The organism is Bacillus daqingensis (genome assembly GCF_042654445.1).
In the GTDB taxonomy this organism is placed as follows: Bacteria; Bacillota; Bacilli; order Bacillales; family Salisediminibacteriaceae; genus Alkalicoccus; species Alkalicoccus luteus.
Window position 1 is genome coordinate 126,272 of the sequence record NZ_JBHSGK010000021.1, and the last position, 12,981, is coordinate 139,252.

Sequence of the window (12,981 nt, forward strand, 5' to 3'; positions counted from 1 at the left end):
CACCATCCTTTTCTATTAGGCTATAGAACATATATTCGACACCCATTCGAAAATTCCTGCTTTTATTTTCCTGTTGATCGGAAAGTAAAAAAGCCGCCTCAAGATCTTTCTTAAGGCGGCTTCTATCTACTGCTTGTTTTTTTCTTCTGTCTTAAGAGCTTCCACGTCGCTGCGCAGACGCTGCTTCGTTTCTTCAATTTCCTGAACAACCTGTTCAGCGAGCTTTTTTCCTTCTGTCTTTTCTGTTTCCATAATGCTCTTTACATCTTCAGCCAGCTCTTCGCCCATATCAGACGCTTTGTCCTTTACTCCAGAAGCTTTCTCTGCTACTCGCTCAAATTGTTCTTTGGCAGCACTAGTCCATTCATCAGACTTTTGCTTGGCAGTTTGAGAATATTCCGCTCCTTTTTCTTTTGCTGTGTTTGTCCATTCGGACGTACGATCAGCTACGCTGGAAGCTTTTTCGTTAATATCCGTACGAAGCTCACGCCCTGATTTTGGCGCATACAGCATCGCTGCCGCTGCACCTACGACTGCACCTGCAAGTGCCCCTATAATAAAGTCTTTCGTGTCCATTTTACTCATTCCTAACATCCTCCTTTTAAAAGTACGTATGTAAGTTTGTTCTACATAATTTGTCTAATTCCTTCTATTTCGGAAAAATAAACATGATTTTCCGTTTGGATGCAACGTAATGTTCACAAACGTTTTCATGACATCAGTTTACAAACCGTATATGAAAGATTTATAATAAGGTGAACTTACTTTCGTTCATACTTATTTGAAGCTACTACATAGAAGGAGGGGAAAAGCATGGAGCGCATGTTTCGGGTTCTCGGTTTCTGGACCGGAATTTTTGCTGTTTTGTTTCTGGTCGGGGACATGCTGGAAGCTGCTATTTTATTCTTTGCTCAAACGGCAGTCTTTATCGCGCTGAGCTATCTTAACCTGTCTGAACGGGCCTATATTTATATTTTCGGAGCATACTTAACGGTCTTTTTCGTCGGCTTTACTTATTACACGACATTCATCATGGTACCAAGCGTCGGACACTGATGCAAAACCACCCGGTTCATGCCGGGTGGTTTTTATTGTTTTATTATTGTCGGCTACCAGCCGAATCCGTTAATAAAAGGGTTCGTGTCCATTTCAATACCAATTACCGTTTCCGGTCCGTGTCCGCTTAAAACCTTCGTGTCCTCCGGCAGGGAAAGCATCGTCTCATGAATGGTCTCCATCAGTAAGTCGTGATCACCTTCATATAAATCTGTCCTGCCTACTCCACCTTTAAACAGAACATCACCTGAAACCGCTGTTTGAAGCTGCGGGAAGTAATACGTTACGCTTCCGGGAGAATGGCCAGGGGTGTGCATGAGAACGAATTTGAAATCTCCTACGCTTTTATCTCCGGTATCTGTCCAGAGCACGTCTGCTTCTGAGGCAGTGACATGAACGATACCTGGAAACTTAGATGAACCGTTTTTATCCGGATCTCCAAGCCACTCCTTCTCAGCTTCGTGCAGATAAACCGGACAATTCCACGTATCTGCGGCTTCCTGTAAAGCACCAATATGATCAAAGTGGGCGTGTGTCAGCAGAATAGCCTGAACAGTGACATCAAGCTCGTGAATCCGGTTATTCAACTGGTCAAAATTACCGCCCGGGTCTACGACGATTGCACTGCTTTTCTCATAGATAATATAACAATTTGTCTGCAGCGCACCGAGTGGCAGCTGTTCAATTTTCATATCGATTCCCTCCATTATTGTCAATGTATTGTCACATTCTCCTTTACGCCCGATGGAAATGCAAGACTTCTCTCGACAAATCTGCAGAAAAAAAGTAAAATAAAATATGGAAGCAGTTTCGTATTTTCAGGCTGCTACATATTTATTGTCAGCTTGCGAGAAGGAGGTTACATGCATGTTTCTTGGACTCATAACTCTTGGTGTTACTATTTTATCTTTACTTGGCATGATTAAAGAGATGAAGCGCAAAAATGTGTTTGGAGCTGGATTTGCCTTTGTTTCAGTAGCCGTATTTGGATGGTTCTCTGTCCGTACACTTTTTGCAGTCATCTTTACAGGCGGCGGCGGCGTTGTTGCCTGACGCTACGACAGACACCGGTTAGCGCGATTTCGCGCTGACCGGTGTTTTTTCGCAGTTTATTAATTTTTCAAGACTTTCCACCGCACACGCCACAGCAGCCTGATTTGGAAGTGCTGTTGTAGCATTCTTCTGCAGGCTGCCTGAGACCCGCGTGAGAAAGAACAAGCGCTCAGGAAAGCGCCTTCGCAGCAGTTCTGTGAGCAGGGCCGCTCCGAGTGCAGCTGCAATGAGCAGAAAACCGTGCATTTCAAGACCGTGCACTGGCAGCAGCACAGCAAGATACAGGCATGCCGTAAAGGCAGGAGCAGTGGAACAGCCGGCGTTTCGTACGTCGGCTTCCATCCATTTTGCCTGCGGCAGCCGCTGTCTGCGAATTGTAAATGCCATATGCTCTGCACCGTGATAGCGCCTCAGCTGCTGAGGAAACCAGAAATGAAACGAGATTAGATAAAGGATCGCAGCATGCAGCCAGAACCATTCCTGCTGCCACACTCCTGCCGCGAGAAAAACAGCTGTCGGCAGCAGGATAGCGGCCTGGAACGGCAGCGAGAGGCTCCGCCATGCCTTCATTAACAGCTCCAACTGCCATAGAGCTGTTTTTTTTACAGGCTCATAGACCGTCGAATCTTTTACCTCCGAGATACTTGTTGGACCAATAAAGAAAATACCTCTGGCGTGTGACAGCCCAGAGATTTTCACAGCTCCTCCCCCGATAGCCGCTTCGTCCAGGAATTAGCTGGAAGCAAATCGGCAAGCTCTGCTTCCAGATCAGGAGTATCTTCGTCTATTTCTGCGTCAGCCCACGTATGATGATAACGAACTTCATCCATCATTTCTGGTTCCATTCCGCCAAACTCTACCTGGCCGAGAGCTCCGATTATCTGTTCACCATCTGTATAGGTTGGAAACGCAACCGCAAAACCATGCTCTGTCTGAAACCAGGAGCTGCTTTCGTACAGCGTTTCATCACCGTGCGTAAGTGTCAGATTGACCGAATCAGGCTCCGATTCAGAGATAATTTCTACATAATCCTGCCCTGCGATTCCATCCTCTGGAAAACTTCCCCATTGCCAGTTCAGCTGAAGCGGCGCCTCCTGGCGAACCGTAAGCTCCAGATTTTCTTCCAGATCGGTGTTTGTAAATCCGCCTGTTCCGCTCATCGACACATAACCAAATACGAAAAGCATAGCCATGACGGCAAGAGGCAGAAAGATAACTGTTTTATTCCCCTTCATAAAGCTGTCATGCCCCTTTCAAGAACGTTTTAGATGCTAACCATGCTGCACCAATCACACCTGCATCATTACCGAGCACGGCAAGGTGTATTTTCGTCTTTTCACCGATTACCGGTATGGCAAACCGCTTAAAATGACGGGAAATAGCATCTGTCAGAAACGTTCCTCCCTTAGATACACCTCCACCGACGACTATCACTTCAGGATTTAATGAGTTACAGAGATTAGCAAGCGCAAAGCCTAAGTGCTCCGCTGCTTCTTCAAAAACACTTTCTGCGTCCGGATCACCTGCACGGGCACCATCCAGTACATCCTTGGCAGAAATCGTTCCCTGTTCGGCTAATCGTTCCTGCAGATACCCGCGGCGTTCTGTTTGCACTTTCTCCAGTCCCAGCCGAGCTATGCCAGTTGCCGAAGAAACCGTTTCAAGACAGCCGTTCTTCCCACAGTTACAGCGTGCTCCGTTTTCCCGGACAGATTGAATGTGTCCGATCTCACCAGCCATGCCGAATTCGCCGTGAATGATTTCTCCGCCGGCAATTATGCCTCCGCCGACGCCCGTTCCAAGCGTGACGGCAAGCAAATTAGACGCCCCGGCGCCGGAGCCTTTCCATTTTTCACCCCCGGCAGCGAGGTTAGCATCGTTATCGACTACGACCGGCACATGCAGGAGCGCTTCAAGCTCCTGTTTTAGTGCATAGTCTTTCCATCCGACATTAACTGCTTCGGTGATGATGCCATGCTCAACATCAATGAAGCCGGGTGCCCCCACGCCAGCTGCAACAATCGACAGATTATCCTGTTTTAATTTCGCCTTAATAGAAGCCGCAGTCTCCTCCATAATATAGGCACCTTGCGCCTGCTGATTCGTAGGAATTTCCCATTTCTGATGAATGGTGCCCTCCTGATCAATCAGGGCTATTTTCACCGTCGTTCCTCCTACATCTATCCCCGCTACCAATGACTCTAACTTTCCCATCCGTATTCCCCTCTCTTTTAAACAAAAAATCTGTATATGTATTGTCGTGTATTTTTTCTTCAGCAGGAAACTGCATCTATGTTGTTGACAGCCGATTTCTCTTCTCGTAGACTGCCTGCATCGCCTCCCGATAAAAATCGCTATCAATAATACCTAGTTGATATTGTTCCTTCAGTTCATCTGCTATCATCTCGAGATCGGCTCTGGCATCGCCAGTATAAACAATCATGTGGTATGTGCGTAGATGGGAAAGCAGTTCCGCATACGTCAACGTTCAACCCTCCTGACCAGTGTCATTATATCAGATTCTGTATTCACGTTCACGGCAGGATTCCTTGAATAGAGCATTGAATAATCTCATAAAGCATGATATGATTAGTTTGTTCAGTATTTCACAAATTGGAGGATTTACTCATGAACGACACTAAATTAGCACAAATCATAAAAGAAGGTATATATGGAAAGCCTGAGCTTCGTCCAGAAGAAAAGCATCTGTTTCTAGGTACGTTTGCAGAACGGGTATATCTGGCATTGACCAACGGCCAGGTTTATAAAGCAGGAATGTATGATGAAGCCGTCGAGCTGATGAAGCGTCACTCCGATATCAGGCTTCTGATCAATGGGAATCTGCCCTACACATCTTACAGCAATTATGTAAAAGAGGCCGGCAGACTTAACGTGCCATTCACCGTTCACAATGACTTTCACTCAACACCGCTGGGAATTGTACTCACGTCCCAATATAAGCCTGTTCATACATCTTCCATTTATATTGAGGATGACATTTTCGATCAGGATATGGAAGAAGCCGACCGGTGATATGTACGATTGACGATGTCAAAAAAGCGGAATCATATCTCGGACGAACCGGTGATTTGATCCCGCAGTTCCACATAGTCTTCCTCGTTTCTCACTTCAATCGCACGATCAATTGATTCCAGTGCCAGTTCATATTCCCCGCGCTCGTACTGGAGCAGCGCCAGGTTGTAAAATGCTTCGTGGAAATCATCGCGGAGCGCGGTCGCCTGCTCCAGATTTTCTTCAGCCTGCTCATATTGCTCTTCCTGAATTTGTGCATACGCTAGCAGAAAATATGCATTTGGCAGCAGCACATCTGCCGGGATTGGTCCGTTTTCCGGAGGATCAAAAGACAGTGCGGTCGTTAAATACTCCTCAGCCTGATCAAACTGCTCTGCCTCTACCGACTCTCTTCCAAGTTCATAGTATACCGCTTGAAGCTGGCTGCCATCTACTTCTTGTCCGAAGCCGACAGCCACGAGGATACTCCCGGCTGCAGCCATCGTGAGCAGACCTGCAGGGCGCAGCCAGCTTCCCTGTCTGTTTGGCAGACCTGCTGCTGAGGCTGCGAGAAACCCGCCTGCCAGTCCGCCAAGGTGGGCACCGTTGTCAATCATAGGCACGCTGAAACCGAATACAATGTTAATGACGAGAATCACCAGAATGCTCGTTCCAAATGTCCTGAAAAAAAGCTTTTTATTTCTGACGCCAAAATAGAGCAGCGCCCCGAACAAGCCGAAAATTGCTCCGCTGGCACCGGCCGATATATTGTCATTAAAGACAAAGCTCGACAGTGACCCGGCAAGGCCGGCCGCAAAATAAATCCAGGCAAACCTGGCTGTGCCAAAAATCCGTTCGACGGCTGTTCCAAGATAAAACAACGCCAATGAGTTCATAAACAGATGGAGCATTCCGATGTGCAGGAACATAGCTGAAAAGAATCGCCACCATTCCCCTTCCAGTATAAGCGGATCAAATTTTGCTCCAAATTCAATCAGCGTAAGGGTACTCATAGAAGACCCTTCCAGCTCCATAAGCAGAAAAACAGCCGCAATGGAGGCAAGCAGGAAAAAGGTTAGTCGCGGCTTTCCATAAAAGAACACTTCTTTCGCTTCGTTTTGACGCGTCTCATATCGTTTCTTCACACGCTGCTTCAGCTGTTTGACATACATCTCGTGATCATCTGCAGCTCCTGCTCCTGAGAAATCAGGCATATGCTCAAGCTTCCATTCAACTGCTAACGGAAACAGCTTCTCTTCGAGCTCAGATGAAGGGATCAGTATGGTTCTCATCTGATTTTTACCACCTGCAGTAAGCGGAAGCGGCTTTGAAACATCTTCTTCATAGCTGTCTACGGGAGTAAATGGAGCGAGGATCACATTAATCACGTTCGCCGAACGCATTTTCAATCGTTTGCGAACCGTTTTCGCTGATTCATAGGTCCGGTTTATATCATTGCGAAGCTGCCTGCTCCAATCGTAGCTTTTTAATTGCAAACGAATCACAGAGCCGGGCTTTTTTCTATCATCTTCCATCCAAACAATCGGACCGTCTTCATTAACATGCACAATGTTTAATCCTTCCGATCCGGAAAGGTGATCAGCCAGCTCCCAAAACTGTATTTCTGCCTGCAGCGCATCCATGCTCAGCCCCCCCTTCACCCTGACTCTTTATCTATCGTGCGAACATCGTATGGAACCCCCACCCGTCCGGGATGGGGGTGCAGCAGGACATCCGCCTTCTATTTATTATTGTACATGAAATACAGGCTTCATTGCCTGCTTCAGGACTTCAGCAGAATGTTTGAGCTGTTTTTCCTCTGTTTCTGAAAGATCAATCTCTACGATCCGTTCGATCCCCTTACGGCTCACGACCGCAGGGACTCCGATATACAAATCATGCAGCCCATATTCCCCTTGCAGAAGCGTGGAAACTGTTAAAATAGAATGCTCATTTCTTAAGATCGTTTTAGTCAACCGAGCAAGGCCCATTGCAATTGCATAATGGGTTGCCCCCTTGCGCTCAATAATGTGATATGCCGCATCTCTGACGTTTATAAATATAGTGTCTAAATCCTCCTGCGTTCCCTCCGGCTTATACTTACTCATGTACCGGTCGATATGTTCGGAGCCTATTCGCGTCTGGCTCCATACCGGAAGTTCAGTATCCCCATGCTCACCCATGATGTAGCCATGCACATTACGAACATCGAGCTGAAAATACTCGCTAAGCATGAAACGGAATCTTGCAGTATCGAGAATCGTTCCAGATCCGATGACGCGTTCCATCGGCAGCCCGGAGTATTTCCAAACTGCGTATGAAAGCACGTCTACCGGGTTAGTTGCAATTAAAAACAGGCCATCGAATGAAGCACCCATCACGTTATCAACAATCGACTTAAATATAGCAGCATTTTTTTCTATCAAATCCAGCCTTGTTTCGCCAGGCTGCTGATTTGCCCCAGCTGTGATCACAACAATATCTGCCTCTTTGCAATCTGCATATGTTCCTGCCCACACTTTTGTAGGAGCGCCAAATGGAACGCCGTGGTTCAGGTCCATAACGTCTCCCTCTGTTTTTTCTTTGTTTAAATCGATCAGTACAAGCTCATCCGTGATATTTTGGTTAATTAACGAAAACGCATAGCTGGAACCTACAAATCCAGTCCCGATCACGACGACGCGGGAAGGTCCTTTTGAAATTGTCATGACGATGACCCCCTTCAGTATTGTGAATTTCTTCACAATTAATTATACCGGATGCTGGTCGTTTTGAGAAGCGGATAAATAGCATTTGCTTTTTCTTATGTGAACAACAAGACACAAAAGCCGGCTAGAAACGCGGCACTGCAGGTAGCAATCATGTTCACAGCGTCATTATTTATACCGCGTATGCCTTTAATCACAAAGGTCGGTTTCCCGCAGTGCTGCTCTTTTTCAGTTGCTTCACCGCAGACGGGGCAGGTATAGAGAAGCTGCAGTTTTTCGCCGACTGCAGAGTCAATCAGCTGGCCTGTGAACCCCGCTGCAGCAATGATTAAAGCGTGCAGGGCGGTTATATCTGCAAACAGCAGATATGCTGCAGCCGCAGTTAATACAGCACCTCCAAAAGCCCAGCTTGAACCTTTCGCAGTGACTGCTCCGGATACTCCAGCCTTTACCCGTTTACGGGAAATGATAAGCACTGCAGTCCCCGCCGTACGTTTACCAGCTGCAGACGCCCACGTATCGGACGTTGCAGCAGCTAACGATGCTGCAAATGCGGCCATGATGAATGCAGCAGGAAAAACACTGTAAACGAGACCTGCGACAGCAGCCGCACCTCCGTTCGCAGCCACTTGGGCGGCATCACGCCTTGACCCTTTGGCCTCCACTTCTTCAGCAGGACGAAACAGCCGCTCCAGCAGGTAGGAGGACCCGAAGAAAAAACCAAGCAAAAATAGACCGTTCCAGCCAACCAGCGACACCGAAATACCGACGGCAAGAGACGCAGCCAGACCGCTTCCTGTAAGCAGCCCGCCTGCAAATGCGCCTGCAGCAGCCAGACACGCTGCGAGGATCGTCATCATGTTTTTTCTTCCGCGGCGATGAGAAGTTTTTCTACCGGTACATCAAACGATTCAACAGGCAGCGACTCTACAAGCTGAAATGGATAAACGAGTGAAACTGTCCATCCTTTATAATCAATCAAATATCGATCAAAATAACCCCCGCCATAGCCAAGCCTGTATCCGCTGTCATTAAAAGCAAGCCCCGGCACGATCAAGAGATCCAGCATATCTTTTGAGACCGCTTCGCCTGCGGCTGGTTCAAGCAAGCCAAAAGAAGCTTTCTTCAGTTCACTTTTGTTCGAAAAGCCGCGGAATACCATCTCGCCCCTTTCGATTACAGGCGCCGCCGTACGCTTTCCTTCCAGCCACGCGCGCTTGAAAATTCCTGCTGTATTCGTCTCCGTCCCGACAGAAATAGTGAGGCCGATAGTCTTCGCCTCAATCCAGCAAGGATGCTGAAAAAGGCTCTGTTGCAGCTGGCGGTCGAATCCCATCCGAGAATCGGCCGGCATTTTCTGGCGCGCTGCCTTCATCTCTTGTCTCAGTTGAGCTTTATCCATATTCTTCACACCTTTCCTCCACTAAAGAACTATGTGAACGATTATCGCATAAAAAAACCCGGATTTCCCTGTCGGGAAAATCCGGGTCCGTTTCAGCCGTTACTTCGTTTCACGGTGAAGCGTGTGGCGCTTAAGACGCGGGCTGTACTTTTTCAGTTCCATACGGTCCGGGTTTGTACGCTTATTTTTTGTGGTAATATAGTTACGGTCACCTGTCTCAGTGCAGGCAAGAGTCACTTGTACACGCATGTTAATACCCCTCCAAACTCATTTTTACTCATACTATAAAATAATAGCAGACTCCTTTTCACTTATCAAGAGAATCCGTAAAGGAATTTTCCTTTATACAAATTTTAAGCTCAGGATGGGGAAGAGGTAAAGGTTTCAATCATTTCTAAGTACTCCATGCTGCTATTCAGTTCAAACCTTCCCTGCTGCAGCAGCTCTTCTCTGCCGCTCTCTCTCCATTGGTCGCGGAACTCGCTCTCCTCTTCGACCAGCCCTGTCTGGACTAAAAAGTCGGTTACGTCACTCGTTGTCATACCTGACTCTACTGTTAAGAAAGCGATGATTCGCTCTTCCCCGGGCTCGTGATCAGCTTCCTGCAGCATGGCATTCGCTTCTTCTGCCTCGGCAAGTTCGTTACGAAGCTGTTCAAGCTCCGCTTCCATAGAAGCTGTTAACTCCTCGTCTGGCGCAGGCTCAGCTGCTAATTCTTCCGTTTCTGTTTCGTCATTTCCCTGTTCTGTTGACGGAGATATCCAATCCGTCGACAAATACATGTTAACCGCTAAAAAAATACCAGCCGCAAAGGTAATAAAGCCAGCACCTTTATAGAAATCGTTCGTCATTAGTAGAAACCCTCTCTGCCTTAAGCGTACATTTATCCTGCAAGAATTCGTTCGATATCCTTTACAGAAACTCCCGTTTTATGCGAAATCGATTCTGGAGAATGACCCTTTTCCTGTAAAGTAAGCAGCTCATCTCTGGAAACATCAGGACCATCAAGACGCGCTTCAAGCTGTTCAATTTTCTTTTTAAGTAAGTATACTTCCTGCATCATTTGAATAGACTGCTGCTCGAGCTGCCGATCCAGCTGTTTGTAAGGATCTTTTTTGAAAAATGCTACCGCGAAAAACAGCGCAGATAGAGAAAAAACGCCAATCAAAATCCACATACATCGGTCATCCTTTACGATTTAATTGTAGGTGTTGTGCAAAACCGTTATCTATTATAGCGAAGAATGCTCTAAAATGCACCACTCATTCTGTACAAACAAGAATAGTACTAGAAGGCATTTCTGGCGAAGCGCTCGTCTCCCGCTGCCAAACAACGAACATGCAGGCTGCCGCCGTTATCTGGTGACAGCCTGCATGAATGCTGGCATTTTCAATTAATCTGCAGGATCATTGTCCGGCTCGTCTACTTCCGAACCGCCCTCTGGTCGAGCCGGGCCGCTGCGTTCTTCTTTAAGCTCATAAAACGCTTCTAATGATTGTTCAGCGATCGTATTCGCGATACCGGAAGCATCAGAGTCTGAGTCCGCACCCGGCACAAGGACGGCGAAGGCAATCTCCGGATCGTCATACGGTGCATAGCCGGCAAAAGTCTGATTGTTCGCATCTTGTCCGTCTACGCGCACTTGCGCCGTACCGGTCTTGCCGGCAACTTCGACATCGAGGTCCTGAAAGTAGGCTCTTGCCGTTCCCTGAGTTCCGTTTACAACCCTGTAAAAGCCTGTCTGAATTCGATCGAAGTACTCCTGATCGACGTTAATCGTATTTAATATCTTTGGCTCAAACTGATGGGCAATTGTACCAAGCCCTCCGCTTTGAGGATCCGGCTCCAAAATCTCACTCACCACTCTTGGCGCTACCCGTACTCCATCGTTTGCAATAACAGACGCATACTGTGCGAGCTGCATAGGTGTATACGTATCAAACTGGCCAAAAGAGAGGTACAGCATATTACCAGGGAATAACGGATTACCCCCGTTAATACCCGCTGATTCACCCGGCAGGTCGATGCCGGTTTCAACACCAAGCCCGAACTGTTGGTAATAAGAACGAAGAATGTCATAGCCCCGCGTAAAGTTGCCCCAGTTTCGACCGGATACTCCCGGTACGTAATCAACAAGTCTCATCGCTACTTCCACCATATAAATGTTGGAAGATCGTTCAAGCGCTGTCAGATCATCTACATAGCCCAAATTGTTTACAGAGCTGATTGTCGGAGAATCGGGCAGATTAAGTGGACGGTCATACACGCCTGACCCGGGAGGCAGCACTCCTGTATCATATCCTGCAAGTACCGTAGCTCCCTTCATAGCTGACCCGACTTCGAAGCTGGCATTAAATGTGCGCAAATCTGCAGAGCCACCGCCAGCTCCTGCCATCGCCAGCACTTCTCCAGTCTCTGGTTCCATCATGACGACATACGCATCCGGGTCACCAACAAAATCTCCGCCACGATCGTCCAAAACATCATCAATGACGCTGCTGACGCGCTGGTAGAGCTCCATATCAACCGTGAGCTTTAAATCCTGACCGCGGCTCCCCGGATTTTCCGAAGGCTGCCGGACTGCACTGCCGCTTCCGTCCAGATAACTTTCACGCTCACCTTTACGGCCGCGCAGCACTGATTCATACTGTGCTTCTAAGTAGCTGTTTCCAACTTCCTCGTTTCGTTCATAGCCCTGAGCGAGATAGGCGCTTAAATCATCCCGTTCGATCGAGCCGACAGAGCCAAATACGTTTCGCAGCTGGTCACCGTAAACATAGCGTCGCACGGAGTCACGAATAATGTCTACACCTTCCAGCTGGTCGATATGTTCCATGATCCTGGCAGCTTCTTCATACTCTACCCCGCGCAATACTTTATGCGGCACATCGTTATACCCCGCGTTCAGCTCTCTCCAGATCATAAATACTTCATAATCCGTTTCACTGAACGTTGCAAGCTCTTCTTCTGTAATGGATTCAATTCGATACTGGTGTGCTTCACCATCTGACAGATCAGCTTCGCTTTGCTCTTCCAAAGACAGCTTCTCAAGAAATGCTTCTTCGTTCAGGAGCGCCCAAAATTCACGGCGGTCTCGGTCGAATCTCGATTCTACGCCTTCTGTGTCAATGGTGATGAATTCGTTCAAGCGTTCGGCAGTATCCAGCAGTGCTTCTTGAGGACGGTTCCGGTTCGTATATGTAACAGTTAACTGGAGTTCGTTGTCCACCAGCTTGTTACCGTAGCGGTCATATATCAGGCCCCTGGGTGCCTCTACTGCTTCACTGGTGCTGACCTCTCCTTCCAATTGTTCCTGAAACCCTTCCCCCTGCACGATCTGTACCACGCCGAGCCGGAGAACAAGCACCGAAAACAACAGAAACACGACGAAGAAAAGAATGTTCAGCCGAATAGACAAATGTGATTTATGAATTAATTTATCGCTCATATAAACCCTCAATTCACTCATAATGTACGCTGGCAGCGATGGAAAAAAACGCTCTAAAAAAGACTGCCGGTTCAGCACCGCAGTCAATTAGGACAGCCCGCATGTGCGGTTATCTTCAAGATTTCACGAACCCGCCCTAGGCAGGTGGGTGCCTGCAGAAAGGCATTCAGCTTCCCTGATGACAGGGCATGCTGGCCGCTTTTCAATGTAAGGCTCCCAATGTGAATTGGTGTTCGGTTCGAATTAAACTGGAAGTTCACCAACACCGCAGGCATGTTTAGTATGTAATTCTATTATACAAT

At 47.6% G+C, this 12,981-nt stretch carries 17 protein-coding genes and 1 other RNA gene; 3 read left to right on the forward strand and 15 right to left on the reverse strand.

Annotated features, from left to right (window positions below):
- Positions 1–126: 126 nt before the first annotated feature.
- Entirely contained in the window at positions 127–585 is a 459-nt protein-coding gene (locus ACFO4L_RS16135) for a YtxH domain-containing protein (protein ID WP_377910692.1), read from the reverse strand.
- A 228-nt stretch (positions 586–813) separates the two neighbouring features.
- Here ACFO4L_RS16135 and ACFO4L_RS16140 point away from each other — a divergent pair, with 228 nt between their 5' ends.
- Positions 814–1,056: a DUF2626 domain-containing protein gene (locus ACFO4L_RS16140; RefSeq protein ID WP_168006401.1), complete on the forward strand. Its 243-nt coding sequence runs from the start codon at positions 814–816 to the stop codon at positions 1,054–1,056.
- Between the two features lie 53 nt (positions 1,057–1,109).
- Here the strand turns inward: ACFO4L_RS16140 and ACFO4L_RS16145 are convergent, their stop codons facing one another.
- The gene (locus tag ACFO4L_RS16145) at positions 1,110–1,748 is read right to left on the reverse strand and encodes an MBL fold metallo-hydrolase (protein ID WP_377910693.1); all 639 of its coding nucleotides are present in this window, start codon (positions 1,746–1,748) and stop codon (positions 1,110–1,112) included.
- Positions 1,749–1,923: 175 nt separating this feature from the next.
- Between ACFO4L_RS16145 and ACFO4L_RS16150 the strand changes: the two genes are divergently transcribed.
- Entirely contained in the window at positions 1,924–2,109 is a 186-nt protein-coding gene (locus ACFO4L_RS16150; RefSeq protein WP_377910694.1) for a DUF2759 domain-containing protein, read from the forward strand.
- An 18-nt stretch (positions 2,110–2,127) separates the two neighbouring features.
- Here the strand turns inward: ACFO4L_RS16150 and ACFO4L_RS16155 are convergent, their stop codons facing one another.
- The 4 genes from ACFO4L_RS16155 to ACFO4L_RS16170 all read right to left on the reverse strand — a co-directional run bounded on the left by ACFO4L_RS16155 (position 2,128) and on the right by ACFO4L_RS16170 (position 4,594).
- Complete coding sequence (locus tag ACFO4L_RS16155; RefSeq protein ID WP_377910695.1) at positions 2,128–2,808, reverse strand: hypothetical protein; 681 nt, start codon at positions 2,806–2,808, stop codon at positions 2,128–2,130.
- Entirely contained in the window at positions 2,805–3,344 is a 540-nt protein-coding gene (locus ACFO4L_RS16160; RefSeq protein WP_377910696.1) for a hypothetical protein, read from the reverse strand. The genes ACFO4L_RS16155 and ACFO4L_RS16160 overlap by 4 nt, the downstream gene beginning before the upstream one ends.
- 7 nt (positions 3,345–3,351) lie before the next feature.
- Complete coding sequence (locus ACFO4L_RS16165; protein ID WP_377910697.1) at positions 3,352–4,323, reverse strand: ROK family glucokinase; 972 nt, start codon at positions 4,321–4,323, stop codon at positions 3,352–3,354.
- 76 nt (positions 4,324–4,399) lie between these two features.
- Positions 4,400–4,594 (reverse strand): YqgQ family protein, encoded by a 195-nt coding sequence (locus ACFO4L_RS16170; RefSeq protein ID WP_377910698.1) that lies wholly within the window; start codon positions 4,592–4,594, stop codon positions 4,400–4,402.
- A gap of 143 nt (positions 4,595–4,737) precedes the next feature.
- Between ACFO4L_RS16170 and ACFO4L_RS16175 the strand changes: the two genes are divergently transcribed.
- A complete protein-coding gene (locus ACFO4L_RS16175; protein WP_377910699.1) occupies positions 4,738–5,142 on the forward strand; it encodes a YueI family protein in 405 nt (134 codons plus the stop codon).
- Positions 5,143–5,174: 32 nt separating this feature from the next.
- Here ACFO4L_RS16175 and ACFO4L_RS16180 read toward each other — a convergent pair whose 3' ends face one another.
- The 9 genes from ACFO4L_RS16180 to ssrS form a co-directional block, all read right to left on the reverse strand.
- Positions 5,175–6,764, reverse strand: coding sequence for a rhomboid family intramembrane serine protease (locus tag ACFO4L_RS16180; protein ID WP_377910700.1), 1,590 nt, complete (start codon positions 6,762–6,764; stop codon positions 5,175–5,177).
- A 105-nt stretch (positions 6,765–6,869) separates the two neighbouring features.
- A complete protein-coding gene (locus ACFO4L_RS16185) occupies positions 6,870–7,829 on the reverse strand; it encodes an L-lactate dehydrogenase (RefSeq protein ID WP_377910701.1) in 960 nt (319 codons plus the stop codon).
- A gap of 95 nt (positions 7,830–7,924) precedes the next feature.
- Positions 7,925–8,689 (reverse strand): DUF92 domain-containing protein, encoded by a 765-nt coding sequence (locus ACFO4L_RS16190; RefSeq protein WP_377910702.1) that lies wholly within the window; start codon positions 8,687–8,689, stop codon positions 7,925–7,927.
- Positions 8,686–9,231, reverse strand: a complete 546-nt coding sequence (locus ACFO4L_RS16195) for a 5-formyltetrahydrofolate cyclo-ligase (RefSeq protein ID WP_377910703.1) — start codon at positions 9,229–9,231, stop codon at positions 8,686–8,688. The genes ACFO4L_RS16190 and ACFO4L_RS16195 overlap by 4 nt, the downstream gene beginning before the upstream one ends.
- Before the next feature lie 99 nt (positions 9,232–9,330).
- Complete coding sequence (gene rpmG, locus ACFO4L_RS16200) at positions 9,331–9,480, reverse strand: 50S ribosomal protein L33 (RefSeq protein WP_168006422.1); 150 nt, start codon at positions 9,478–9,480, stop codon at positions 9,331–9,333.
- Between the two features lie 110 nt (positions 9,481–9,590).
- Complete coding sequence (locus tag ACFO4L_RS16205) at positions 9,591–10,082, reverse strand: hypothetical protein (protein ID WP_377910704.1); 492 nt, start codon at positions 10,080–10,082, stop codon at positions 9,591–9,593.
- Between the two features lie 32 nt (positions 10,083–10,114).
- Positions 10,115–10,408 carry a hypothetical protein gene (locus ACFO4L_RS16210; protein WP_377910705.1) on the reverse strand — a complete coding sequence of 98 codons (294 nt, stop codon included), beginning with the start codon at positions 10,406–10,408 and terminating at the stop codon, positions 10,115–10,117.
- A gap of 216 nt (positions 10,409–10,624) precedes the next feature.
- A complete protein-coding gene (locus ACFO4L_RS16215) occupies positions 10,625–12,679 on the reverse strand; it encodes a peptidoglycan D,D-transpeptidase FtsI family protein (RefSeq protein ID WP_377910706.1) in 2,055 nt (684 codons plus the stop codon).
- A gap of 91 nt (positions 12,680–12,770) precedes the next feature.
- Positions 12,771–12,956: non-coding RNA, 6S RNA (gene ssrS, locus ACFO4L_RS16220), on the reverse strand.
- Positions 12,957–12,981 lie beyond the last annotated feature (25 nt).

What these genes read in the sequence shown, in the direction of transcription:
- ACFO4L_RS16135 (WP_377910692.1), bottom strand. Translation starts at nt 585, where the DNA reads ATGAGTAAAATGGACACGAAAGACTTTATTATAGGGGCACTTGCAGGT.
- ACFO4L_RS16140 (WP_168006401.1), top strand. Translation starts at nt 814, where the DNA reads ATGGAGCGCATGTTTCGGGTTCTCGGTTTCTGGACCGGAATTTTTGCT.
- ACFO4L_RS16145 (WP_377910693.1), bottom strand. Translation starts at nt 1,748, where the DNA reads ATGAAAATTGAACAGCTGCCACTCGGTGCGCTGCAGACAAATTGTTAT.
- ACFO4L_RS16150 (WP_377910694.1), top strand. Translation starts at nt 1,924, where the DNA reads ATGTTTCTTGGACTCATAACTCTTGGTGTTACTATTTTATCTTTACTT.
- ACFO4L_RS16160 (WP_377910696.1), bottom strand. Translation starts at nt 3,344, where the DNA reads ATGAAGGGGAATAAAACAGTTATCTTTCTGCCTCTTGCCGTCATGGCT.
- ACFO4L_RS16165 (WP_377910697.1), bottom strand. Translation starts at nt 4,323, where the DNA reads ATGGGAAAGTTAGAGTCATTGGTAGCGGGGATAGATGTAGGAGGAACG.
- ACFO4L_RS16175 (WP_377910699.1), top strand. Translation starts at nt 4,738, where the DNA reads ATGAACGACACTAAATTAGCACAAATCATAAAAGAAGGTATATATGGA.
- ACFO4L_RS16180 (WP_377910700.1), bottom strand. Translation starts at nt 6,764, where the DNA reads ATGGATGCGCTGCAGGCAGAAATACAGTTTTGGGAGCTGGCTGATCAC.
- ACFO4L_RS16185 (WP_377910701.1), bottom strand. Translation starts at nt 7,829, where the DNA reads ATGACAATTTCAAAAGGACCTTCCCGCGTCGTCGTGATCGGGACTGGA.
- ACFO4L_RS16190 (WP_377910702.1), bottom strand. Translation starts at nt 8,689, where the DNA reads ATGATGACGATCCTCGCAGCGTGTCTGGCTGCTGCAGGCGCATTTGCA.
- ACFO4L_RS16195 (WP_377910703.1), bottom strand. Translation starts at nt 9,231, where the DNA reads ATGGATAAAGCTCAACTGAGACAAGAGATGAAGGCAGCGCGCCAGAAA.
- rpmG (WP_168006422.1), bottom strand. Translation starts at nt 9,480, where the DNA reads ATGCGTGTACAAGTGACTCTTGCCTGCACTGAGACAGGTGACCGTAAC.
- ACFO4L_RS16205 (WP_377910704.1), bottom strand. Translation starts at nt 10,082, where the DNA reads ATGACGAACGATTTCTATAAAGGTGCTGGCTTTATTACCTTTGCGGCT.
- ACFO4L_RS16210 (WP_377910705.1), bottom strand. Translation starts at nt 10,408, where the DNA reads ATGTGGATTTTGATTGGCGTTTTTTCTCTATCTGCGCTGTTTTTCGCG.
- ACFO4L_RS16215 (WP_377910706.1), bottom strand. Translation starts at nt 12,679, where the DNA reads ATGAGCGATAAATTAATTCATAAATCACATTTGTCTATTCGGCTGAAC.